This is a genomic window from Pseudomonas sp. B33.4, from assembly GCF_034555375.1.
Taxonomy (GTDB): Bacteria; Pseudomonadota; Gammaproteobacteria; order Pseudomonadales; family Pseudomonadaceae; genus Aquipseudomonas.
Map to the genome: position 1 here is coordinate 314315 of NZ_CP140706.1, position 23186 is coordinate 337500.

Here is a 23186-nt window from a genome sequence, read left to right on the forward strand (position 1 = left end):
GGGATGGCGGCGCTTTTTTATGCACCATACAAAAACCAATGTAGGAGTGAGCCTGCTCGCGATAGCGGTGTGTCAGTCGACATCAATATCAACTGACACACCGCTATCGCGAGCAGGCTCACTCCTACAGGTTTTGCGTTGAATCAGAAGGAATAGGTGCCGGTCATCACGACGCTGCGCGGTGCGCCCGGTTGGATTTGATACTGGCTGGTCGCCGACGCGTAATACTCACGGTCGGTGATGTTGTTCAGCGCCGCGCGCAAATCCCAATCCTTGAAGCGGTAACCGACCAGCGCATCCCAGCGACCATAACCCGGCAACACCGTGGTGTTGGCGTTATCGGCATAGCGCTGGCCGACCAGGGTCAGACCGGTTTCGCCGTACCAGCCCATTTCCGGTTTCCAGGTCAGGAACAGGCTGCCGTTGTGCTTGGCGACGTTGTTGATGCGTTTGCCTTCCAGGCCGTTGTTGTCCTTCTCGATCTTCGCGTCCTGCATACCGACGCCACCGCGCACGTACCAGTTGCCGACGATGTTGCCGGTGGCCGTCAACTCGATCCCGCGAGAACGTTGCAGACCGGACATCACGGTCAGGGTCGGGTCGTTCGGATCAGTGGTGCGGCGGTTGTAGAGTTCCAGGTCATAGATCGCCAGCGTGGTGCTCAAGCGGTCATCGAACCAGTCGCTCTTCACGCCGATCTCTTTTTGCTTGGTCAGCTCGGGACTGAGGTCGTTGGTGTTGCCGGCCGCACCTGGGGTGATGCCGATCAAGCCGCCGCCCACTGGCGAAAACGTTTTCGACCACGAGGCGTAGAACGAATGGTTCTGCAGCGGCGTCCAGACCAGGCCGACGCGCGGGCTGGTGCTGTGGCTGTCGCGGTTTTCCGAGATGTTGCGCAGCTTGTTGGTCGACTCGATATCGAAGGTGTCGTAACGCAGACCGGCCAGAACCTGCCATTGATCGTTCAGGCGCAACTGATCCTGCACGTAGACTGCGCGGCTTTCGACTTCGGTGTGGCTGCTGCTGGAAACCTGCATGCTGCCGGTGTGGCGCAGATCGCGATTCGGATTGAAGAGGTCGAGCGACGGCACCGGTTGTGCTCCCGGCGTTCTACCGGTGGCGGCGTTGTACAGCGTCGGATCGCGGCGCTGGCTGCCGATCTCGATCCCGGTCAACAGGCGATGCTCAAGGCCGAAGGTATCGAAACCACCTTCCAGTTCAACGTTGTTGTAAACGTTGCGGGTGGTCAGATCCTGCTGCCAGTGCTGGCGCGTGACCTTGTTGGTCGCCGGGGTGTAACCAGTGAGGTAGGTGTTGTCGAAATCACTGTCGAGCTTGAACACGCCGAGGGTCTGGCGCAGTTGCCAGTTGTCGTTGATCTCGTAAGTGAGTTTCGAGCGCAGCGATTGCGACTTGTCGTCGATGAAGTCGTGATCGTTGCCGTAGGTCGTGTCGCGCCCGACATCGGCCGGGCGTCCGTTGACGCCGGGGATGCCGCGATCCGGCGTGCGGTTGTAGCGACTGTATTCGTACTGCACCAGCCAGTTCAGATCCGGCGTCAGTTGCCAGCTCATCGACGGCGCGAACAGTTGGCGATTGCCGCTGACGCCGTCACGGAAGCTGTTTTCATCCATGTTGCCCATGTTCAGGCGCAGGCTGATGTTTTCGCTCGGGTCAGTACTGAGGTCGGCGTAAAGACTGCGCAAATCTTCGCTGCCAGCCTGGGCTTCGATGGTCGAGCGGCGGCCGAACTCGGGCATTTTGCTCACGCGGTTGACGATCCCGCCCTGACTGCCGCGGCCGTACAGCACGGCGGCCGGGCCTTTGAGCACTTCGACGCGTTCGATGTTGTGCAGGTCGCGTTTGTATTGGCTGTCGTCGCGGATGCCGTCGAGATAGAAATCGTTGCTGGCATCGAAGCCGCGAATGCGCAGGCTGTCGAAGCGGGTGTCGGCGCTGCTGCTGACGTTGGGCATGCCGCTCAAGGCGTCACCAATATCGTTGGTGCCGTAGTTGGCGACGTTCGAAGTCTTGATCGAATCGATTGCCTGCGGCACGTAGCGCACCGGCGTCGAGGTGCGCGTTGCGGTGCTGCTGAGCTTAACGCGCGGGTCATCGGCTTGCGCTTCGGCGCTGATCGCAGTGGCGGGTAACTCGGTCGCGGAATAGGCAAAACCGCTGGACAGAAAAGCAGAAAGCCCAAGAGTGACAGGCGTAAGACGGAACGGGGCAGGCATTGAACAGCGCATCCGAGAGGGTGGAAGAATTCGATCGCGCGAATGGTAATGCTTTGCATTTACTTCCGTTAATTATTCCTTATAAGTTCCCCTGTCTGATTGTTTCAATTTGTGTCCGTATCGACACAATCTGACCGCTCGGCCAATTCGACCGATTCATGAAACAGACTGAAAGCCATTCCGGCGTTTTTCCGCATGAGTGCGGGGACTAATCTGCCGCCATCGATTTCTCTCACTTTTGCCGGAGCTTTCCCCATGATTCTTCATTACATCTACGACCCGTTGTGTGGCTGGTGTTATGGCGCCAAGCCGCTGGTAGAAGCGGCGCAGGCTGTGTTGCCAGTGGTCGCCCATGCCGGGGGCATGATGAGTGGTGCCAATCGCCAGCGTGTTTCCTCGCAATTGCGCAATTACGTCATGCCCCACGACCGACGCATTGCCGAGTACACCGGTCAGCCGTTTGGCGAGGCGTATTTCGACGGTTTACTGCGCGATCACTCAGCCGTCTTCGATTCAACGCCACCGATTGCTGCGGTCATGGCGGCCGAAGCCATCGACCGAGGCGGTTTGCGTATGCTGGGGCGGTTGCAGACCGCGCACTATGTAGAAGGGCGACGCATTGCCGATTCAGCCGTGCTGTTGGAGTTGGCGATGCAGATGGGCTATGCGCAGGAAGATTTCCACATTGCGTTTGAGTCCGTTGATAGCGAGGGGCACATAAAAGCCAGTCGCCATTTTTTGGCGCAATTAGGCGGCCAGGGTTTTCCAACGATTGCTCTGGAGCAGAACGGCACGTTCCAGTTGGTCGACATCAGTCCCTGGCTGGGCAAGCCGCAGGCATTTGCCGATTGGTTGAAACAGGCAATCGTCCTCGATGAAACCGGTAAAACTTCTGCATTTTGTTCTATCGATGGTTGCGCCTGATACGCGCTGGATTCACTGACTGTATGCATTTCCCAGCAAGGAGTCAGCGCAAAATTTACGTTTCTTAGACGATTTTTACCTATTTAAAGACGATTCTTGAAATTGACACATTGTTCAGGGCGCGGCTACGATTCGGCCCAACGCCTGTGGCCAACCGCCATGACTCAAAACAAGGAGCAGGCCCGCCATCACGTTATCGTGGGCGGGCCTTTTTGTTTCGGGGTGAATAAAAGAGTGCAAAAGCGCCGTTTCCGCCGTTCGACACAGCGCGTTTCAACCCGTAATAAGGAAAACAAAATGTTGAACAAGCGAATCAGTCTGATCGCACTGGGGATGTTGAGCGCCACTCAGGCCATGGCTAACGACCAGGCCGAGTCCAAGGGTTTTGTTGAAGACAGCAGCCTCAAAGTGCTGCTGCGCAATGCCTACATCAATCGTGACTACAAAGACGGTAACCCGGACAGAGCCGAGTGGGGCCAGGCGGCCATCGGTACGTTCTCGTCCGGCTTCACCCAAGGCACCGTGGGTGTCGGTGTCGATGCTTTTGGTCTGTACGCGCTGCGTCTGGACGGTGGTAAGGGGCGCAGCGGCGCCGGCGGCATCGACTTCTTCAAACAGGGCGACAGCGGCAACGCGGCTGACGATCTGTCCAAATTCGGTGCAGCGGTCAAATTCCGTGTCTCCAACACCGTTCTGACCTACGGCGACCAGATGCCGGCCCTGCCGGTGCTGAACTACGACAATTCGCGTCTGCTGCCAGAAAGCTACACCGGCACTTTGATCACTTCCAAAGAGATCAAAGGCCTGGAGCTGAACGCCGGTCGTTTCACCGCCGAATCGCGCAAGAGCGCTGAAGGCCGTGACAGCGGTGGTCTGAAGTCGATCAATGTGTTGGGCGGTAGCTATCAGTTCACCGAACAGTTCAAGGCAGCGCTGTACGCTTCCGACGTCGAAGACGTGATGAAGAAGCAGTACGTGAACGCCAACTACGTGTTCCCGATCAACAAGGATCAGTCGCTGACCCTGGACTTCAACGGCTACCGCACCAAACTTGACAAGTCTTATGCGGACATCAAGAACACGGGCGGTCAGGACAACAAGATCTGGAGCCTGGCAGCCACGTTTGCTACAGGCCCGCACTCGTTCACCGTGGCTCACCAGCGCAGTACGGGTGACAGCAACCTGGGTTATCCGTACGGCGGATATCAGAATGACGGTCGCCGTCAGGGTGACGGTGGCAACACCATCTACCTGGCGAACTCCTACTGGTCGGACTTCAACGCTGAAGACGAGCGCAGCTGGCAACTGGGCTACGGCCTGGACTTCGGCGCATTCGGCGTACCGGGTCTGAGCTACAACTTCGCTTACGTGCGTGGCGACAACATCACCACCGACACCAGCAGCGGCGGTACCGAGCGTGAGATCTTCAATCAGGTCAAATACGTCGTACAAAGTGGTCCGGCCAAAGACCTTAGCGTGAAATTGCGCAGCTCGATCCTGCGCGTTTCGCAGAAATCCGCCGACTACAACAGCAGCGGTAACGAACTGCGTGTATTCGTGGATTACCCGATCAACATCTTCTGATGCCTGATCAAGTGTAAGAAACATGAGAAAAACCCCGACTGGTTCGGGGTTTTTTTTCGACGGTTTTTCGATGAAAACCGGAAAAAACCGGTGTTTTTGTCATGTAAAAGTTGTTTTCAGGTCGCTGCAAACGCCGTTTCAAACAGGGCTTTAAATGCCTGAAATTCTTTCTCATGGACGCAAATTCTCCACCTAATAGATTAGGCCGCTCAACGCAGCGGAGAATTTGGTAATGATCGTTTTGAACAGAGAAGTGGGCGAATCGCTACGGCGCGACAAATATGTCAACGTCCAGGGTGGTGACTTCAATCTCTACGGTCATTTTGCCGACTTCGTCAGACTGACCAAAAGTTGGGAAAACATGGAGCCTGACAGTTACTACGGTCAGGCCGAAGCCGGCATGCGTTACCGTCGTTACAGCGACTTCGAGTACAACCCGAAGACGCGCGAGCTGAAGCAACTCGAGCATCGCGCCTATGTGCAGTCCAAGGAAAACAACGCCTATGTCGGCGGCCTAGTGCGGCACTTTCAGGACTTCTCCGATGAAGTGATTACTTCGCCGGTAATGCGCAGCCTGATCGACACCGATTTCGAAGTGTACAAAAGCGTCCTGCCGGAAGAGCTGCACGATGAAATCTGGCAGTGCCAGATCCATCAGATCCGCATCGAGATCAAACCCGGCAAACAACTGGAAATCACTCCTGAAGGGATTCACTGCGACGGCTATCCGTTCAGCGGTGTGCACTTCTGGGGGCGCAACAATGTCGAGGGCGCGGAGAGTCGTTTGTACGACATCCACGAGCATCAACTGGCGTCGACCACCTACCAGGAAATTCTCGACACCACTTACTTCCTCGATCGCGACATGCGCCACTACGTGACGCCAGCGCGCAACAATCACACCCATGCCATGGCGTACCGGCAGATTCTGGCGATTTCCTTCTCGCGGCCCGGGACCGCTTTCGACATTGTTCGCTAATCAGATCACTCCAATCGACGGCGTCGAGTGTTCGACGCCGGTGGTGCTGCGACGCGCCACGGCCAAGGATGCGCAGCGCATGGAGCGCTACTTCCGCCAATTCGACGAAGTGTCCTTCTGCGAATGGCAGGACGCCAAGTGCCTGCGCGGCGTGCTGATTCAGAAAACCACCACGTCCTATCTCGCCTTTGACGTTGCAGGCGAAATCGTCGGTGCGGTGTTGGGCGGCATGCTCGGCAGTCGCGGCACCATCAACCACCTGGCCGTCAGCCCGCGCTATCGCAGCCAAGGCGTCGGTCAACGACTGGTTGAAGCGGCGTCGTCAGACATGAAGCGTGTCGGTGTGTTACGGATGTTTCTGTTCGTCGACGATGCTAACCTCGCGGGCAAGCGTTTTTGGACTGCCCAGGGTTTTTGCGAGCCCCATGGCGAACGGACATTTGAGAGGGATCTATGAATGAAACGTCCGGCAGTGCGCCGTTGATGGTCAACCATCAGCCGTCGCGCACGTTTGCCGAAGCCAGCCCGGTGGTCGCCGGTTATTTCACGGTGTCATTCGTGTTCGGGTTGATGGCCGTCAACGCCGGGTTGCCGATGTGGCTGCCAGTGGCGATGTGTTTGTTCGTCTATGCCGGCGCTTCGCAATTCGCCGCGCTGGCGCTGATCTCCAGCGGCGCCTCGCTGACGACTATCGTACTGACCACTTTCCTGATCAACGCGCGGCACATGTTGATGTCGGTTTACATGGCCAAGGCTCTGCGCGCCCTCGGATTGAGCCGCATGGAACGCTGGTGCTACGCCGGAGGTTTAACCGACGAGTCCTTCGCTTTCCACAGTGTGAAACTCGGCACTGGCGCTCCGGTCAACGTGCGTTATCTGATCGGCTTCAACTTGTTCTGTCACACCTCGTGGGTGCTTGGCGGTTTGCTCGGCGCGGTCTGCGCGCAGTACGCGGCGCACCTGATCAAGTATCAGCTCGACTACGCCCTGACGGCGATGATGCTCTACGTGCTGGTGTCGCTGTGCAACACCCGCAACAAACTCATCGCCGCTGCGGCCGCTGTGCTGTGCATGGGCGCGTTGAGTCTGGTCGGCAGCTCGCCGTTCAATGTGTTTATCGCCACGTTTGTGGGCTGCGGAGTGGGTGTATGCCTGACCAAACGTTCCTGATTCTGGTGGTCGCGCTGATGATGGCCGTGACCTTCCTGCCACGCGCCCTGCCACTGCAAGTCAATACCGAGCACTGGCCGCCGTTCGTGGCGCGAGCGCTGGAATACCTGCCGGTGGCGATCGTCGCTGCGATCAGCCTGACTCCCTTGTTGATCAAGGATCAGCACATACAGCTCGATCGCCCGGAATTCTATGCCGCAATTCCGACGTTGTTATGTGCGTATTTCAGCAAAAACCTCTTTCTCAGTGTGGCGGTTGGGACGGCTGCGTACATTGCGCTCGGCTCGTTCATGTAGCGGTAGATCGACGACATCACTCAACGCCTGGCTCGACAACTCCGGATTGTTCACCGCCAGGCGCACTTCGAGGAAATCCTCGAAACCTGGGAAAATCGTCAGGCCGTTCTTTTGCGCGGCCTCACGCGAAACCATGCCGACCGCGTCCATCTGCGTGATCAGCGACAGCGTCAACGTTTCACTGCACGAATAGACCATGCGCTGGCCGTTCTCGTGATTGCCCAGCCCAGCGTCGAGAAAACGCAGAAAGCTGTGGGAATACGGACAATCTTCTGCAGGACGCACCTGAAACTTATTGCCCAGCAACGTCAGTGGATCGTTCTCCTGACCACAATGCGCGCCGACCACTTGTACCTGCACTTCCGGCAAGACAATGCTTGGCAAACCCGGCCGTTGCGGACCGATCAGCACCGCCAGGTCGAAGTCCTCATTTTTCAGCTTGCTGAGGTTTTCCATCGACTCGGCGTAGCTGAATTCCATCTGATAATCGGGAAACACCTCGATCAGGCGTCCAATCATTCGCCGGTTGAAATCCGGCGACAAGGTGTTGTTCAACGCAACCTTCAACGTGCGCTGGCCCGGCACCTTCAGTGCCTCGACTTTCTCTTCCATCTGTCGCGTGGCAATCAGCACTTTGTCCATATACGGCGTCAGCTCAGTGCCTTGCGGCGTCAGCGTCAGCCCTTTGTTGGAACGTCGAAACAAGCGGAAACCGAACTGCTCTTCGACCTTGTTCAACTGCGCGGCCAACGCTTGCACAGTCAGGCACGAATGCTCGGCTGCGGCCGACAACGAGCCGGTCTGCACGATGCGCATGAGGTTGCGTAAGGTTCTGCTATCCATGGGTAATGCCCTCTAAAGTGGGCTGGGTATTGTTGTTTACGAGACTGCCGGTCAGGCGCCATATGCTGGCTATATTCCTGCACCTGAGCATAGTTGTCGCGGGTTTAGTAGCGAATCGATGTCTCCGCCGATGGCTGGAGGCTGACACAGGATCGGGGTTTTTGGTGACGTGGGGGTGATGGGGGTCAAAAAAAAGTGCCCGGATCGAAGGACCCGGGCGCTTTTTTTCGTTTGGAATCTAAGAGCTGTGGCGATTTTTCCCACCTTCGCTCGGCAGCAATCCTTCCCGATACCAGAAGCGTCCGATTGCAAATGAGGATGTGGCTGAGTTACCCCACCGCCAAAAACCAGCGAAATATGGACTTGTTACTTTGAGGATTTTGTTAAGGCCGAATCCATTGGAGTTAAGGATATTTCCGCCTAGCCAAGGCGCGACTGGGTGGGTACCAATGAATTTGCCAGGAAAGCGCGCTACTCCCAATCAAACCAATTGGATAGCCCTTGGCTTACCGGACATACGCGATATCGAAGTGAGGTTATTGAATTCGAATGCTCGAGAAATTCCTGGTGCGACAAGTTTGGAATTGGCTTGGGAGCAAGTTGCGTCGGGGTTTGGGTTGTCGGAAGGCAAGAGTTACTCCGTGATACAAACGCCTTACGTCGCAGTCACTGTCAGACGCGAATATCTACTACATATCGTGGAAAAAAGGCCCAATGCGCGAGAGCGATTCACCGAGTTTGCACTGGATACCATTCAGAACCCCTTGGAAATCTGGCAAATTTCCTACGATGACGGCTCGATACGACTGGCGTTTATCGGTGCGTACAACACGAAATATCAGATGCTTGTGGTGATCCACGCTGACTATGGACACGCTCTTTGGAATTTCATGAACTGCGACAAGAAAGCCTTGAATAAGCATCGCCACGGGATAGTGGTGTATCAGCGTTTCCAAACCGCCAAACAAAAAAAGCAGCCTGAAGAGGCTGCTTTTTCTGAAGTAGGTGCTTGATATTGTGCTCCCTCAAGCAGGGGAGAAGAGGTCTCACCCGAGCGCTGATATTCAGGTCATCAACGGGGTTCCTAACGCCGACTATTGCCACCTGAAGGCAGTCGGTTTCGCGCTCTTGGGGCCGATTCTCTGTCAGGCGTATTGGCAAGTCAAACGAAAAATAGGCAATAGGAGTCCGCATATGAAGCGCTTTATTTGTTTGGTTCATATGTGTACTAATCTTGATGTATCACATAACGAGTTGGTAACGATCTGATGCCTACTTCACCTCCAGCCCTCACTCCAAGCGAACAACGCGACGCCCCCGAAGCCGGTCGCGTCGCGTTGAAGTTCTTCTTCAACCTCATGGAGCGCTGGGGCTGCAGCGCCGAGCAGCAACGCACATTGCTGGGCGGCGTCGGCAACACCACGTTCTACAAATACAAACACCTGCCGAATATCCGTCTGCCCAATGACACGCTTGAGCGCATCTCTTACCTGATGGGCATTCACAAGGCGCTGAGTATCATCTTCAGCAACAGCCGCGACCGCGCCTACACGTGGGTCAGCAGTCCGAACACAGCGGCGCCGTTCAACGGGCGAACGGCGCTGGATTACATGCTCGCCGGACGCGTAGTCGATATCGCCGATGTGCGTCGCTACCTCGACGGAGTGCGCGGTTGAAAGTGCCTGATTTGGTGGATGTGCAATGGCCGCGAGCCTACCGCATCGTCAACAGTAGCTTCCCGCCGATCGCGTTGTTCGAAGATGTGCTCGATCCCGAAGACCTGGAAGTTGCCTACGCGCTGGAAGCGCTGACCAACGATCGCCTGATCGAGCAGGCCGGCGTTCTCGCCCGAGTGCGTCCCAAAGATCGACTCTCCGGCCCCGGCTCGACTCCGGTGATGGCCGCTTTTACCCACATCGGCAAACGCAGTCGGTTCTGCGACGGCACCTTCGGCGTTTACTACGCTGCGAGCAGCCAGGCGGCTGCCATCGCCGAGACCTGTTATCACCAGGAACGATTTCTTGCGGCGACCCAAGAAGCGGACCTTGAATTGACCATGCGGACTTACGTTAATCGGGTGGTTAAAGCGTTACACGACATTCGTCACGATCACCCCGAGCTGCACAATCCGGATCCGGAGGCTTACGGGCCGTCTCAGCTATTCGCCCGGCAACTGCGCGAAACCGAGTCGTGGGGGCTGCTTTACAACAGCGTTCGCCTGCCGGGCCATGAATGCGTTGCCGCGTTTCGACCTCCAGCGGTATCGATTCCGAAGCAGGGCAAGCATTTGCGGTATGTGTGGAGTGCGAGTCAGCAGAAAATTTCGTTTGTGCTTGAGATCAGTCAGGTCTGAAACGCAAAAGCCCTCGCATCGGCGAGGGCCTGACACCGGCGTTCACATCAACGGCTTGTCCGGCGGCGTATCCATCACTTTCACGACATCATCGATCAGCGCCTTGCTTAACTCCTGCAGATACTGCGAGGCATACGCGTGAAGGTCAGGGTCGCGAGAAACTGAAGTGTCCGCAGTGAGCAGTCGTGAAATGTGAAGCAAGTATGAGGCGTGGGAAAGGGCGGCGATTACGGGCACACCACGATTGGTGCGGAACATCGCTTGATTGGAGTGGAAGGAAAAGTGGGTGAGGCCGAGGGTTTTCAGATCTTGAGAATGGGTCATTTCGCTTCACCTTCCGTTCGAGATGGACGGGCGTGAAGTGACCGGTGTGCTGACGGATCAATGGCTTTCATTTGTGAACTCCCTGTATCAAATGAGAGCTGCTATTTCGTTCTCAGGCGAAAAGGTGGCAGCTATGCGCAGGCTGAGAAACCGGAGATACAGGAACCCGGCAGACCCGAAGGTCTCCCACGCACAGCCGCCATTGCACGTGAATGCGGACACTAAAACAGCGTCGGCAATCGTGGTTTGGGGCGCTGGTGCGCCTGCATCTTACGCGGGTTCTCAGGCCCGGTCGCTGAATTGGCAGCGACGAACTGAACGGTAGCTCTGCGAGGGGCGAATGAGCAACGGTGGCTAGTAGTGGCTTGTCGTTACAACAGATTTCACAAGGCTTCGCGCCATGCATTTCGTCGATCTGTCCCTATAAACGTTTATGGTTTGTTTGTACGGCGTAGCCGTATAGTCAGGTTCATGTATACAATCATCGAAACGGAAATGTTCAAGCACTATGCAGACGCCATATGGGTCGATGGTGAGCGCCATGAATTCATAAATTGGCTTGCTGCAAATCCTCTGGCTGGTGATGTCGTGCCTGGCAGTGGAGGTTTGCGCAAGGTGCGGTGGACTCGCACCGGCATGGGTAAGCGAGGCGGTACACGTATCATTTATTACAACACGCTTTCTGAAGGCTCGATTTGGTTGCTCATTGCCTACACCAAGGCAAAGCTCGACAACTTGCCCGTAGCTTTCCTTAAGCAACTGAAGGAGGAAATCAGCGATGGTCGATGAACTGGAGCAATTCCAGCAGGACTTGCTGGAATCTGTACGTCAGATGAAGGCCGGGAAGGCCGCGCGTGTAACGCAGGTGCCGCTCTCTGCGGCAGCGGAAGCACGTGCCAAAGTGGGCGTTTCTCAAAGTGCGTTTGCCAAGTTGATTGGGGTGAGTTTGCGGACTTTGCAGGATTGGGAGCAAGGTCGCAGGCAGCCGACTGGTGCGGCGCAAACTCTTCTGAGGGTTGCCAGTCAGCATCCTGAAGCGCTGCGGGATCTGCATCCTGCTTAATCTGAAATAACAAAGCCCCTGCATCTCTACAGGGGCTTTTTTTGTAACGTATACCTAGCGGCCTAACTCCCCTCAATCAAAGCCCGCTCTTCCAGCCAGATCTCTTGAACAAACTGATCTGTAATGGCGTAGATCCCATGCCCGCGTCGCATGATGATGTTCTCGGCAACCAGCGCAATCACCACCGGTTGAATCTCTTCGACCCGCACCTCTCGCCCGACTGACTTCGAATACTCGGCCGCTGCGTCAGTGGAGAAAATTCCGCGAGCATCGCCTTCTGTGGATACGATTTTGTTGAAAACGGCTTGAGCCAAGCTACCCAGTTGCTCGACTTTTTCCAGCTCGATGCTCGCCGCGGCCGAGCGTAATGTGCTGGCTATTACGGGTAGGAAAACATCGGGCTCGCCCTCTTGCTGCAAGAGTTGGCGTAGGGCCTTCAACATTTCTTCAGGGCGATTTCCCAAAGTGTTGAACGCTTCGACAGCGGCTTCGAGGGACGGCAACTTGTCCTTCTTCACTGTCATTGCGAGTCGGTTGAGCAGGAATTCAACGTAATCGCCTTTCAGCAATGGATAGGCTGCTGACGTGGCTCCGGAAAAGGCGTGGTTGCGTTTGGCGGTCAGTTCGCTGACTTGTGCTCTGTGCGAACCTGTTCCGATAAATAGAAAGTATCCCGGCGTTTTCGGACGAGGGTTGATTGCATCGCGGGCGGCTTTGAGTGCCAGGAGCAGCTGATTGCCGTCGTCTGAGGAAATGGCGTGCTGCACCTCGTCAATGATCAACACCAGATCAGTCCTGGCTTGATCTACGACTTCGGTGAGTGCTTGCGCCAGTGTTGGGCCGTCGACGTTGCCAATGCTGTCGAGTTTGAAGCCGAACTTGAACCCAGCGGCGCCGATTTCAACATTGCTGACTCGTTTGAATGTTTCCAAGGCAGAGGAGCCAGGTGTTTGAAGATCTTTCAGGGTTTCCCGGATGGCGTTGTGCACGAGCGTTGCCGGGTTGGCCAGAGTGTCGCTCCATAAGTCGACGTAGATGACCAAAGCACCTGCTTCTTCCAAGGCCGGGATAAGGTCGTTCCTCAGAAACGTCGTTTTGCCTGTGCGGCGCAGGCCAAACAGAAAGAGCCCTGAGCGCAGACTTTCATCGAGTACATCTGGATTGAGAAGCTGGCGTGCCATTGATTCAGCCAATACAGGGCGCTGAAAAATGCGGCTCATACGATTACACCTCTTTATGCCCACACAATAATTATCGCCAGCTCATAATTTGGCATAAAGACTGAAGTGTGAACTTATGAGGCAAAGCGATGCTTTCGGGGTTTGTAAGCGGAAGTGTGGCGAGTACGGGGAAGAAGGGAGCAATTTCTACTGAAGCAGAAACACTGCCAAAAATATGACCACCCCAGAAACAACAAAGCCCCTGCATTTCTGCAGGGGCTTTGTTTTGTATGGTGCCGGCACCAGGAGTCGAACCCGGGACCTACTGATTACAAGTCAGTTGCTCTACCAACTGAGCTATACCGGCGTTGTGGGCGACGATTATAGCGATTGGGAAGATCCTGTAAACCCCTGAATTCAGACTATTTTTGCATCACAGCAAATTAAGTCCTGCGCAATGCGTAACACAGCATTTGCGCCTTACGCACGATAGGGCTGTTTTGCAGGGCAGGCAGTGGAGTTTAGGCTTTCGCGAGGCTGCAATTATTCACTCGGCGAGCCCATTGTTCGGCGGTTATGTCGTTTTGATTGGCAGCTTATGCACAACTGAAAGGCACGAAATCGAAGTCAGGCGAGGTTTTGTGAACCCATTCTCATTTTGTTCGCAAATCCCTGTTTTACAGGTTTTTTATTTATATGAACAAAAAATGACCAGTGCTGTTAAGGCCGCGAAACAGGCGCAGATATTGGATCCATGGGAAAACCATCAACAGAGTTATCCACAGGCTGTAACGTTTTAAGCGCGTTCGGCCAGTAGCAGCAAATTACGCGGTGTAAGCGTGGTATCGCAAAAGGTGCCGAGGCGTACGACGTATCCCTGTTCTTCGAGGAAAAGCGCCCGATCCAGATTCAGCCAAAGCTCAAGTGGCCGTCGGAACAATCCGCGAAGCAATTCGAGGTTACGAACTTCGGCCAACCGCTGCCAACCGGCGGCTTCGATTGCGAGCCAATCTGGCGCACCGATTGTGGATAACTCTTTGAGCACAGCCACATCTCGACAGTAATCAGCGAACGGTTTTTCCAGCCAGGCGCTGGGCAGGGAGGGCGTCGGCAGGTATTCGTCGACGCCACGCACTTGCCGTTGCAGCAGGTCGAAGGCTAAACGACGGGCCATCGAGATGTCGCGCAGACGTCGGACGCGAGCACCAGCGGTGACGGTTTCGCTCATCGGCAGTGCCAGATCTTCCAGCGAGAGCTGTAGGAGCGATCCCGAACCGGCCGAAGACAAAGCCTGATATTCACTGCGACTGACGCGGTTGTAGCAGCAGGGCGCGATCGCCATTTGCCGGCAACCGGCAGCGCTGGCCAGTTGCATCAAGCGCACGTGCAAATCGCCGCAGGCGTGGAGTGCGACGGGAGTTTGAGTCGCGCTCAATACGGCAGAGGCGTCCGCCGCCAGTACGTCCTGCTGCACATGCAAAGCGTGCAGATGATGGCGCTGACTTAACGCCTGACCGCTGGCAACCAATAGCGGATCGTATTCAACGCAAGTCAGTTGCTGCCCCGCGCCCAGCAAGCGCCGCCCCAAATGCCCCTTGCCCGAACACCAATCCAGCCAGTGCGTCGGCTGCGAAGCAAAGGACAAACGGCTGGCAAACGCCTCGATCTGCTGCCACTTGCGCCCCGGCACATCGACATTCAATCGATGGCCCGCAACTTCCAGTGCATGCCCCGGCAACTCACCAATAGCACTCAGCTCAGCCGACAACGCCGCCAATGAAGCAAACGGCTCCGGCGCATCAACAAGATCAGCAGGTTGGTTGTGAGCGTTTTCCGCGTCTTCCAGCGACCGCCCGCGCAGCCACAAGGCCAGTTCCGGGTAGGACGCTTCCCAAGCAAGCGAAAGATGTGTGAACGGTCGAGGTTTCCACAGCGCCTGATGCTCAATCAAAAAAGCATCCAGCGCCGTGAAGCGGGCGAGTAAGTCCTCGCCCGTCAGCACGTAGGAAGAATCAACGCCCTTGGCAGGCATCGACGCGCAGCCAGCGCTCCAACAGCTTGAAGCCGCGGACCAGCACGTAAGCCATCAGCAGATAGAACACGCCCGCGGCGAAGAAGATCTCCACCGGCAGATAGGTGCGGGCGATGATCGTGCGCGCCATGCCGGTCAGTTCCAGCAGCGTCACGGTGCTAGCCAGCGCGCTGGCCTTGAGCATCAGGATCACTTCGTTGCTGTAGGCCGGCAGGCCGATGCGCGCGGCACGCGGAAGGATGATGTAGAACATCGCTTTCGGCTTGGACATGCCCAAGGCCCGCGCCGCTTCGATCTCGCCCGGCGGAATCGCCTGAATCGCCCCGCGCAGGATCTCGGCGATGTACGCCGCCGTGTGCAGAGTCATGGTTACGGTTGCGCACCAGAACGGATCGCGCAGGTACGGCCACAACGCGCTTTCACGCACTGCGTCGAACTGCGCCAGGCCGTAATAAACCAGGAACAGCTGAACCAGCAGCGGTGTGCCACGGAAAAAGAAGATGTAGGCGTAAGGCAGCGAACGCACGTACCACAGCTTCGAAGAACGGGCGATGCCCAGCGGAATTGCCAGCAGCAGACCGGCAATCACCGCGATGGCCACCAGTTCCAGGGTCAGGGTCGCGCCCTGCGCCAGTTTCGGCAGCCACTTGATGATGACTTCCCAGTTCATTAGGCGCTCCTCGCAAAGCCGCGAGCGGCGCGTTTTTCCAGGAAGTGCATGCCGGTCATCGCCAGCACGGTCAGGCCCAGGTACATGATCGCGGCGACCATATAGAAGGTGAACGGTTGTTTCGACACGGTCACGCCGATTTGCGCGTGACGCATGATTTCTTCCAGGCCGATCACCGAGACCAGCGCGGTGTCCTTCATCAGGATCATGAACAGATTGCCCAGGCCGGGCAGGGCGATACGCCACATCTGCGGCATGATCAGCCGGGTGAAGATCCGCCATTTCGACAGGCCCAGGGCCTGGCCGGCCTCACGGTGGCCTTTGGGAATGGCGAGGATCGCGCCGCGGAACACTTCCGTGGCATAGGCGCCGAAGCACAGGCCCAGAGCGATTACACCGGCGGCGAAGGCGTTGAGTTGCAGGTCGGGGTTGCCGAAGAACTCACCGAGGGCGCGCATCAGGTTGACCGTACCGAAGTAGATCAACAGGACCCAGAGCAATTCCGGGACGCCACGCACCAGGGTCGAATAAGTGCCGCCAAGCCATTGCAGCGGCTTGTACGGGGAAGTCTTGGCCAAGGCGCCGAGCAGGCCGAGTACCAGTCCCAGGCACAGGGCGGTGAGAGCCAGTTGGACGGTCATCAGCGCGCCGGCAGTGAGGGCCGGGCCGAATCCGTAGAGGTCGATAATCATGGGTTTCTGTTCAAATTGCGGCAGGCAAAGTCGGGAGCCGGCGCCGTCGAATCACGGCGCCAGTCCCACAGGTCAGGATCAATAGATGCTGAACGGGAAGTACTTGTCGTTGATCTTCTTGTAGGTACCGTCGGCGACGATTTCCTTCAGAGCAGCGTTCAACTTCTCACGCAGTGGGTCGCCTTTACGCACAGCGATGCCGATCTTGTCGCTTTCTACGACCGGGTCACCTTTGAACTCGTAATTCTTGCCGGCGTCGCTTTTCAGCCAGTCGTAGTTGGCGTACTTGTCGGCGAGGATCGCGTCGACACGACCGGAAGTCAGGTCGAGGTAAGCGTTTTCCTGGGTGTCGTAGAGGCTGACCTTGATGTCATCGGCGTAGGTGTCTTCCAGCCAGGTACCGGCCAGAGTGGCACGCTGAGTACCGATGGTCTTGCCTTTCAGCGAGTCCTTGTCGGTTTTGAAGTCGACGTTTTTCGGCGCGATGAACTGCAGCTTGTTCGAGTAGTACGGGTCGGTGAAGTCGACCGCGCCCTTGCGCTCTTCGGTGATCGACAGCGAGGAGATCAGGAAGTCGAACTTCTTCGCGTTCAGGGCCGGAATGATGCCGTCCCAGTCGGAAGTGACCACGGTGCACTCGACTTTCATCTTCGCGCAGAGGGCGTCGCCGATGTCTTTGTCGAAGCCGACCACGTTGCCGCTGGCGTCTTTGTTGTTGAACGGCGGGTAGGCCGCTTCGATGCCCATCTTCAGGGTTTCAGCCATCGCGCCGGCGCTGAACGCGAGGGTGACGGCGGCGGCCAGGAAGACCTTCTTGAAATTCTGCATGCATGTTGCTCCGTTAGCGGTTGCTGGACATGAATTGTTTGCAGCGCGCCGAAAGCGGGTTTTCGAACACCTGCTGAGGCGATCCTTGCTCTTCTATAAGGCCCTGATGAAGGAACACCACTTCGCTGGAGACCTGACGGGCGAAACCCATTTCGTGGGTCACGAGCAGCATGGTACGGCCTTCCTCGGCCAATGCGCGGATGACACTAAGTACTTCCTGAACCATTTCCGGGTCAAGCGCGGAGGTGGGTTCGTCGAACAGGATCACCTTCGGTTGCATCGCCAGCGTGCGGGCAATCGCCGCGCGCTGTTGCTGACCGCCGGACAGTTGCGCCGGGTAGGCGTGGCGCTTGTCGGCGATGCCGACCTTGGCCAGCAGTGCTTCGGCGACTTCGATCGCCTCCGCTTTGCTCTGGCCGAGCACGCGGCGCGGCGCCTCGATGATGTTGTCGAGGATGCTCATGTGCGGCCACAGATTAAAGTTTTGAAACACAAAACCAATCTCGGAGCGCAGACGGTTGATCTGTTTGCCGTCGGCGGCAACCAGTTCGCCATTCTTGGCGGCCTTGAGCTTGAGTTCTTCACCGGCCACCAGAATCTGGCCCTGGTGCGGGTTTTCCAGCAGATTGATGCAACGCAGGAACGTGGACTTGCCGGAACCGGAGGAACCGAGGATCGAGATCACATCGCCGTCGCGGGCGGTCAGCGAGATGCCTTTCAGCACCTCAAGCTGTCCGTAGCGTTTGTGCAAGTTGCGGATTTCAAGCGCGGGCGTGGCCTCAGCCATGTGCGTTCCTCATATATGTTGCGCTCCTGCTGTTGGATGGCCTTCCTGGCGAGGCGGCCAAGCTAGCATAGCGTTTCAATGGCAGCCAACAGCGCTACGAGCGGTTAACGGGTGGCATGTGGCAGGTTGTCGCATCGGCACAGCAGACTGTCGCCCCATCAACAACCGAACGGGTGTTTGATCGTGCAAACCCGTGGGTGTCGCGTAAAAAAAGGCGCGATGTTGCCAGCTTTGGCGGGGTGTTGGAAGCGCTATCCGGCCGAACGTTCCGGATTCGCCCTTTTATTGTGCATCCCACACTTTTTCAGTGTGTTTCTGGTGCGCGAATTCGTCTTGAAAGTGAGTCGCAGGGTAACGCTCTGGCGAATAGCCATTAATCTCAAGGACTTGCGATGACCATCCGGTCGCGCGCAAAGCCGCGAGCCAAAAGACTTTGAAACATTTTGGCGCATTTATTGCGTGCAGAATCCGGAACGCCCTGTTGGTTTCTTTTTACGAGAAAGAACACACCAGGCAGGACGGACTGAATCGCTTTCCTTGCAAAGGTAGTTTCGATGAGCAGTACCCCAAGCTCCAATGGCCTCGAACAGGGGCTCAAACCGCGTCATGTGACCATGTTGTCGATCGCCGGTGTCATCGGCGCCGGTCTGTTCGTTGGCTCCGGCCACGCCATCGCTGCCGCCGGCCCTGCCGTGCTGCTGGCTTACGCCGCCGCTGGTACCTTGGTGGTGTTGGTGATGCGCATGCTCGGCGAAATGGCCGTTGCCTCGCCGGACACGGGCTCCTTCTCGACGTACGCCGACCGTGCCATCGGCCACTGGGCCGGTTTCACCATCGGCTGGTTGTACTGGTGGTTCTGGGTCTTGGTGATTCCGCTGGAAGCCAACGCCGCCGCGACCATCCTGCACGCCTGGTTCCCTGACGTCGGCATCTGGGCCTTCGCGCTGGTCATCACCCTGCTGTTGACCGTTACCAACCTGTTCAGCGTGAAGAATTACGGCGAGTTCGAATTCTGGTTTGCCCTGATCAAAGTGCTGGCAATCATCGGCTTCATTGCCCTCGGTCTGGCGGCGATCTTCGGCTTCCTGCCGAACAGCCAGGTCAGCGGCGTTTCGCACCTGTTCGACAGCGGCGGCTTCCTGCCTAACGGCATGGGTGCGGTACTGGGCGCGATCCTGACCACCATGTTCTCCTTCATGGGTACCGAAATCGTGACCATCGCGGCCGCGGAATCGAAAAACCCGGGCAAGCAAATCTCCAAAGCCACCAACTCGGTGATCTGGCGGATCGGCTTGTTCTACCTCGTGTCGATCTTCATCGTTGTGGCCCTGGTGCCTTGGAACGATCCTACGCTGGCTAACCTCGGTTCCTACCAGACCGTGCTTGAGCGCATGGGCATCCCGAACGCCAAGATGATCGTCGACATCGTGGTTCTGGTCGCGGTAACCAGCTGCCTGAACTCGGCGCTGTACACCTCGTCGCGCATGCTCTTCTCCCTCGGCAAGCGTGGCGATGCCCCGGCCATGGCAACTCGGGTGAACAAAAGCGGTACGCCTTACTGGGCGGTGATGCTGTCCACCGGCGCGGCGTTCCTGTGCACCTTCGCCAACTATGTGGCCCCGGCCGCCGTGTTCGAATTCCTGCTGGCCAGCTCCGGCGCGATCGCACTGTTGGTGTACCTGGTAATCGCCTTCTCGCAACTGCGTATGCGCAAACAGCGCATGGCGCGCGGCGAGAAAATCGTCTTCAGCATGTGGCTGTTCCCGGGCCTGACCTACGCGGTGATCATCTTCATCGTCGCAGCCCTGACCATCATGTTGTTCCAGGAAGCGCATCGCGTGGAGATCCTCGCGACTGGCCTGCTGAGCCTGATGGTGGTGGCTGCCGGTTTGCTGGTTGCACGCCGTCGCAAGCTGGAAAAACGTGGCGCGGTGGTGTTGAACTGATCCGTTACGCGTAATGCAAAACGGCCGCTGTCAGTGATGACGAGCGGCCGTTTTTGTTTGTGAGAGGGGTTATTCGCTCTTTTCTTCCTGGGTGTCCACTGACTTGCCATACGCATCCAGCGCAACCCCGAAATCGGTGATGAACTGCGGCTCGCTCAGCCAGGCCTGGGCTTCTTCGATCGTTACGCCTTCGGCCCACATGCGGTAGTCGATCAGCATGTCGGCGGCCAGGTGGGTGGCGGCCATGCCTTCGTTGTCGGCGTTTTCCATGTCCAGCAGCTCTGGATGGTCAACGATGACGAACGCCAGTTCACGCAGCAGGGTCAGCAGCATTTCGTTGCGGCTGATGGCTTCGGCGTCGCGCATTTTGCTGAACATCGCCAGGACGTATTCCGGCACCGGCTCGGCGAGGTGGTCGAGATCTTCGTCCTGCTCCAGCGGCTTGCGGCCGACCATACGGATTTGCTTGGCTTTGGCCTTGGCGCGTTTGGCGCGTTTCTGTTGCTTGTTCAGGGATGCCATGGGAACTCAGTTCTTCTGTTGGGTTTGCGCGGCGATCGCGTCGGACGCCGCCACATAGTCGGCCTGGAAGGCCGGGGATTCGATCCACGCCAGCGCGCCGGCTTCGTCGGTTTCCTGCGACCACTGGCGATACTCGATCAGCGCGGCGAGGATGAAATCCATCGCGCCTTCTTCGCCTTCCTGTTCGTAGACCAGCTCCAGCAGCGGGTCTTCGAGGAATGCGCTGCACAGCGCTTGCTGGCTGATCTTCTCGGCGTCGATCATTTTCTTGAACAGCTCGGTCAGGTCCACCGACTCGAAATCGATGCGGTCATCGTTCGGGTCCAGCTCGACCGGCGTTTCAGCGCGTTTGGTGCGGTTTTGCTTGGCCTTGGCTTTGGCCCGGGTGGCGCGTTTCTGCTGCTTGTTGGCGGAGGCCATGATGTGTTCCGTCGTGCGTTGAGAGGGGCTCAGCTGCGCGGGACTTGCCGCCCGGGTGTGTCGGGGGCCAGTGCGCCGGTTTGCAGCCAGGTCAGAGCGATGGGCCATAGTGTGGCTTGGTATGCGCTGCGAAAAAAGGCGAAATGTCCGACTTGTTGTTCGCCGATGTCCTGCGGATCGATGCGCAGGTGGGTTTTTGCCGCGTTGCTGAAGTAACCGAGCAGGCGTTCGATGGCTGGAATCGTGCCATAGGGATCGTCGCTGATGCTGATGGCCAAGGTTTGCGCGCGGACGTTGGCGAAGGGCAGGGCGCCGGTCTTTTTCATCAGTGCGCACCCACTTGGGCGCTGTTCGTAACGCGTGGCAGGCGTGCTCCAGTCGCGCACAACGCCTGTCGGCGTATCTTCCAGCCAGCCGAGCCGCTTGCCGGGGAAAAAGCCGTAGAACAGCGTCAGCAACGGCATGACGACATGCCATTTGCCGAACATGCGCCAGCGATGCTCGGGGGCGTAATCGCGCCAGTAGGCGAACTGCGCACCAACGGTGACCAGCCGTCGGATAACCCGCCCGGACTCGCCCAGACCTGCCGCGCAACCGCCAAAACTGTGACCGACCACGTCGATTGGCTGACCGGGAAACTCCCGTTGCGCGCGTTTGAGCATCGCCTCGAAATCCAGCGCGCCCCAATCTGTCCATGAAGCATCCAAGCCTTTGATCGACACGGAGCGCGATTCGCCGATGCCGCGGTAGTCGTAGGTCATCACGTCGAAGCCATTGGCGAACAAATAAGCTGCGAAGCGCGAGTAGTGGCGGCAACGCACTGAGGTGGCGGCGTTGATGATGACCACCGGGCGTTGAGCATCGGGTGATGCGTGGCGCCAGGTAAAACCGCCAAGGACATACCCGTCGGCAGCCGATTCCTTGAAAGGCTCCCCTGGCGTTGCAGCCAGAGTCGGTGACATTGACTGCACATTCTGCGTTGCGGGCATGTCCTGACAGCTCATGACTCTCGACCTTGACGGGTAAGCTGCCAACGATAGTCGCCGTGCCGCCCGGGAACAATCCACAGGTTTTATTCAGTGGATTGAGTGAGCATTCGCTCTTCGATCAAGGCCTGTTCGCGATTGAGTTCTGCACGCAGCTCTTCTTCACTCGGCAGGATCGTCTTGTAACTGCTGGCGAACAGTTGCTCATTGCCCTTGAGCATTGAGTAGCGCGCCACCGATTCGTTGCTCTCGGCAGACAGAATGATGCCAACAGTCGGTTTGTCGCCCTCGCTGCGCATGAGCTCGTCGTACATGCGCACATACATGTCCATCTGCCCGACATCGCGGGCGCTGAGCTTGCCGCGTTTGAGATCAATGATCACAAAGCATTTGAGCAGGTAGTTGTAGAACACCAGATCGATGTACAGATCGACGCCGTCGGTACTGATGCGTTGTTGGCGGGCGACAAAGGAAAAGCCTTTGCCCAGCTCAAGCAGGAAGCCCTGCAGGTGGTCGATGAGGGCTTGCTCGAGACCGCTTTCCCTGACCTTGCCTGCTGAGGGCAGACCGAGAAACTCGAGCATCACGGGGTCGCGAATGAATTCACGCGGGTTGCATTTCAGCGCTTCGATATTGGTGGTGGCTTCTTCGATGACATCGGCTTTGTCGCGACTCATGAGAAGCCGCTCGTAGTAGAGCGTGAGGATCTGGCGATCGAGGGCGCGGCTTGACCAGTTCAGGTTGGCGCATTCGTCCATGTACCAATGGCGTGCTTTTTCGCTTTCGACCCGCAGTAGTCGGCGGTAGTGGGTCCAGCTCAATTCGGGACGCAGTGCGTCTCGAATTGGAAATTTTTGATAAAACAGGCGCATCTTCCACAAATTGGTTTCATCAAAGCCTTTTCCGAACTGCTCAGTCAGATCCTTCGCCAGTAGGCCGATCAGCTGTTTGCCATACCCCGCACGCTGGGCTCCCTCTTGTTCAAACTCGACAATATGCCTGCCGATCTGCCAGCAGGTCTGCACTTGAATCGTATCCACCGCACGCAGCACTTTTTGCCGCGCCTGGCGAATCAGTTCGCCTAGCTCCCCCAACAATGAATCGATTTTCGGGTCTTGCGTGTCAGCAGGTTTTAGCGGGCTCATCGGCTCTTCCACATCGTTGGAAACAGGCGTCAAAGCATGCCCAGAGTCGCCGACCGCGTATGTCGGGCGAGCCGGTGATATGGGAAGGAAGAGGGGATTGATGTTGCAGGACGTTGCCGTTGAAAGATGCGCCAGAACGAAATGATCTGTAGTCCATTTCGTACACGCACCAAGTTCCAAACAATCTAAAACCCACCCCGGTACGCAAAATCTAAAAGGAGTAAC

Annotated in this window: 25 protein-coding genes and 1 tRNA gene; 12 read left to right on the top strand and 14 right to left on the bottom strand. The window is 57.2% G+C overall.

Annotated elements, in window-relative coordinates; translation table 11 throughout:
• Positions 1-143: 143 nt before the first annotated feature.
• Positions 144-2237, bottom strand: a complete 2094-nt coding sequence (locus U6037_RS01380) for a TonB-dependent siderophore receptor (RefSeq protein ID WP_322845553.1) — start codon at positions 2235-2237, stop codon at positions 144-146.
• A gap of 255 nt (positions 2238-2492) precedes the next feature.
• On the opposite strand from U6037_RS01380, the gene U6037_RS01385 reads away from it, so the two are divergent.
• From U6037_RS01385 to U6037_RS01410, 6 genes are all read left to right on the top strand, one after another.
• Positions 2493-3161, top strand: coding sequence for a DsbA family protein (locus U6037_RS01385; protein WP_322845554.1), 669 nt, complete (start codon positions 2493-2495; stop codon positions 3159-3161).
• Between the two features lie 297 nt (positions 3162-3458).
• Positions 3459-4745, top strand: a complete 1287-nt coding sequence (locus tag U6037_RS01390; protein WP_322845555.1) for an OprD family porin — start codon at positions 3459-3461, stop codon at positions 4743-4745.
• 232 nt (positions 4746-4977) lie between these two features.
• The gene (locus tag U6037_RS01395; RefSeq protein WP_116029292.1) at positions 4978-5724 is read left to right on the top strand and encodes a 2OG-Fe dioxygenase family protein; all 747 of its coding nucleotides are present in this window, start codon (positions 4978-4980) and stop codon (positions 5722-5724) included.
• A 79-nt stretch (positions 5725-5803) separates the two neighbouring features.
• Positions 5804-6181, top strand: coding sequence for a GNAT family N-acetyltransferase (locus tag U6037_RS01400; protein WP_322847272.1), 378 nt, complete (start codon positions 5804-5806; stop codon positions 6179-6181).
• Positions 6178-6894: an AzlC family ABC transporter permease gene (locus tag U6037_RS01405; protein ID WP_129387687.1), complete on the top strand. Its 717-nt coding sequence runs from the start codon at positions 6178-6180 to the stop codon at positions 6892-6894. The genes U6037_RS01400 and U6037_RS01405 overlap by 4 nt, the downstream gene beginning before the upstream one ends.
• A complete protein-coding gene (locus U6037_RS01410; RefSeq protein WP_007952614.1) occupies positions 6873-7190 on the top strand; it encodes an AzlD domain-containing protein in 318 nt (105 codons plus the stop codon). Before U6037_RS01405 ends, U6037_RS01410 begins: the two co-directional genes overlap by 22 nt.
• Here the strand turns inward: U6037_RS01410 and U6037_RS01415 are convergent.
• Positions 7107-8033, bottom strand: coding sequence for a LysR family transcriptional regulator (locus tag U6037_RS01415; RefSeq protein ID WP_150708002.1), 927 nt, complete (start codon positions 8031-8033; stop codon positions 7107-7109). The two genes, U6037_RS01410 and U6037_RS01415, sit on opposite strands and share 84 nt — an antisense overlap.
• 449 nt (positions 8034-8482) lie before the next feature.
• Here U6037_RS01415 and U6037_RS01420 point away from each other — a divergent pair, with 449 nt between their 5' ends.
• From U6037_RS01420 to U6037_RS01430, 3 genes are all read left to right on the top strand, one after another.
• Positions 8483-9046, top strand: a complete 564-nt coding sequence (locus tag U6037_RS01420; protein WP_322845556.1) for a PBECR2 nuclease fold domain-containing protein — start codon at positions 8483-8485, stop codon at positions 9044-9046.
• 255 nt (positions 9047-9301) lie between these two features.
• Positions 9302-9709, top strand: a complete 408-nt coding sequence (locus U6037_RS01425) for an MbcA/ParS/Xre antitoxin family protein (RefSeq protein WP_322845557.1) — start codon at positions 9302-9304, stop codon at positions 9707-9709.
• Between the two features lie 11 nt (positions 9710-9720).
• The gene (locus U6037_RS01430; protein ID WP_416221714.1) at positions 9721-10386 is read left to right on the top strand and encodes an RES family NAD+ phosphorylase; all 666 of its coding nucleotides are present in this window, start codon (positions 9721-9723) and stop codon (positions 10384-10386) included.
• A 42-nt stretch (positions 10387-10428) separates the two neighbouring features.
• Here the strand turns inward: U6037_RS01430 and U6037_RS01435 are convergent, their stop codons facing one another.
• The gene (locus U6037_RS01435) at positions 10429-10710 is read right to left on the bottom strand and encodes a DUF3077 domain-containing protein (RefSeq protein ID WP_322845559.1); all 282 of its coding nucleotides are present in this window, start codon (positions 10708-10710) and stop codon (positions 10429-10431) included.
• 471 nt (positions 10711-11181) lie between these two features.
• Here U6037_RS01435 and U6037_RS01440 point away from each other — a divergent pair, with 471 nt between their 5' ends.
• Both U6037_RS01440 and U6037_RS01445 read left to right on the top strand, forming a co-directional pair.
• On the top strand, positions 11182-11499 hold the full coding sequence (locus tag U6037_RS01440; protein WP_322845560.1) for a transcriptional regulator: 318 nt from the start codon (positions 11182-11184) through the stop codon (positions 11497-11499).
• Positions 11489-11773, top strand: coding sequence for a helix-turn-helix domain-containing protein (locus tag U6037_RS01445; RefSeq protein ID WP_016986316.1), 285 nt, complete (start codon positions 11489-11491; stop codon positions 11771-11773). The genes U6037_RS01440 and U6037_RS01445 overlap by 11 nt, the downstream gene beginning before the upstream one ends.
• 62 nt (positions 11774-11835) lie before the next feature.
• Here U6037_RS01445 and U6037_RS01450 read toward each other — a convergent pair whose 3' ends face one another.
• The 7 genes from U6037_RS01450 to U6037_RS01480 form a co-directional block, all read right to left on the bottom strand.
• A complete protein-coding gene (locus U6037_RS01450; RefSeq protein ID WP_322845561.1) occupies positions 11836-12993 on the bottom strand; it encodes an AAA family ATPase in 1158 nt (385 codons plus the stop codon).
• A gap of 231 nt (positions 12994-13224) precedes the next feature.
• Positions 13225-13300, bottom strand: a tRNA-Thr gene (locus tag U6037_RS01455).
• A 429-nt stretch (positions 13301-13729) separates the two neighbouring features.
• On the bottom strand, positions 13730-14965 hold the full coding sequence (locus tag U6037_RS01460; protein ID WP_322845562.1) for a methyltransferase: 1236 nt from the start codon (positions 14963-14965) through the stop codon (positions 13730-13732).
• Positions 14946-15635 carry an ABC transporter permease gene (locus U6037_RS01465; RefSeq protein ID WP_007909164.1) on the bottom strand — a complete coding sequence of 230 codons (690 nt, stop codon included), beginning with the start codon at positions 15633-15635 and terminating at the stop codon, positions 14946-14948. The genes U6037_RS01460 and U6037_RS01465 overlap by 20 nt, the downstream gene beginning before the upstream one ends.
• Positions 15635-16327: an ABC transporter permease gene (locus U6037_RS01470; protein WP_322845563.1), complete on the bottom strand. Its 693-nt coding sequence runs from the start codon at positions 16325-16327 to the stop codon at positions 15635-15637. The genes U6037_RS01465 and U6037_RS01470 overlap by 1 nt, the downstream gene beginning before the upstream one ends.
• A gap of 78 nt (positions 16328-16405) precedes the next feature.
• Positions 16406-17155 (bottom strand): ABC transporter substrate-binding protein, encoded by a 750-nt coding sequence (locus tag U6037_RS01475; RefSeq protein ID WP_034153033.1) that lies wholly within the window; start codon positions 17153-17155, stop codon positions 16406-16408.
• Positions 17156-17168: 13 nt separating this feature from the next.
• Positions 17169-17942 carry an ABC transporter ATP-binding protein gene (locus U6037_RS01480; RefSeq protein ID WP_007909167.1) on the bottom strand — a complete coding sequence of 258 codons (774 nt, stop codon included), beginning with the start codon at positions 17940-17942 and terminating at the stop codon, positions 17169-17171.
• 554 nt (positions 17943-18496) lie between these two features.
• On the opposite strand from U6037_RS01480, the gene gabP reads away from it, so the two are divergent.
• A complete protein-coding gene (gabP, locus tag U6037_RS01485; RefSeq protein ID WP_322845564.1) occupies positions 18497-19888 on the top strand; it encodes a GABA permease in 1392 nt (463 codons plus the stop codon).
• Positions 19889-19957: 69 nt separating this feature from the next.
• Here gabP and U6037_RS01490 read toward each other — a convergent pair whose 3' ends face one another.
• The 4 genes from U6037_RS01490 to U6037_RS01505 all read right to left on the bottom strand — a co-directional run bounded on the left by U6037_RS01490 (position 19958) and on the right by U6037_RS01505 (position 22961).
• On the bottom strand, positions 19958-20410 hold the full coding sequence (locus tag U6037_RS01490) for a hypothetical protein (RefSeq protein ID WP_322845565.1): 453 nt from the start codon (positions 20408-20410) through the stop codon (positions 19958-19960).
• Between the two features lie 6 nt (positions 20411-20416).
• A complete protein-coding gene (locus tag U6037_RS01495; RefSeq protein WP_007909170.1) occupies positions 20417-20830 on the bottom strand; it encodes a hypothetical protein in 414 nt (137 codons plus the stop codon).
• 29 nt (positions 20831-20859) lie between these two features.
• Positions 20860-21834, bottom strand: coding sequence for an alpha/beta fold hydrolase (locus U6037_RS01500; RefSeq protein WP_322845566.1), 975 nt, complete (start codon positions 21832-21834; stop codon positions 20860-20862).
• 68 nt (positions 21835-21902) lie between these two features.
• A complete protein-coding gene (locus U6037_RS01505) occupies positions 21903-22961 on the bottom strand; it encodes a PDDEXK nuclease domain-containing protein (protein WP_322845567.1) in 1059 nt (352 codons plus the stop codon).
• Positions 22962-23186 lie beyond the last annotated feature (225 nt).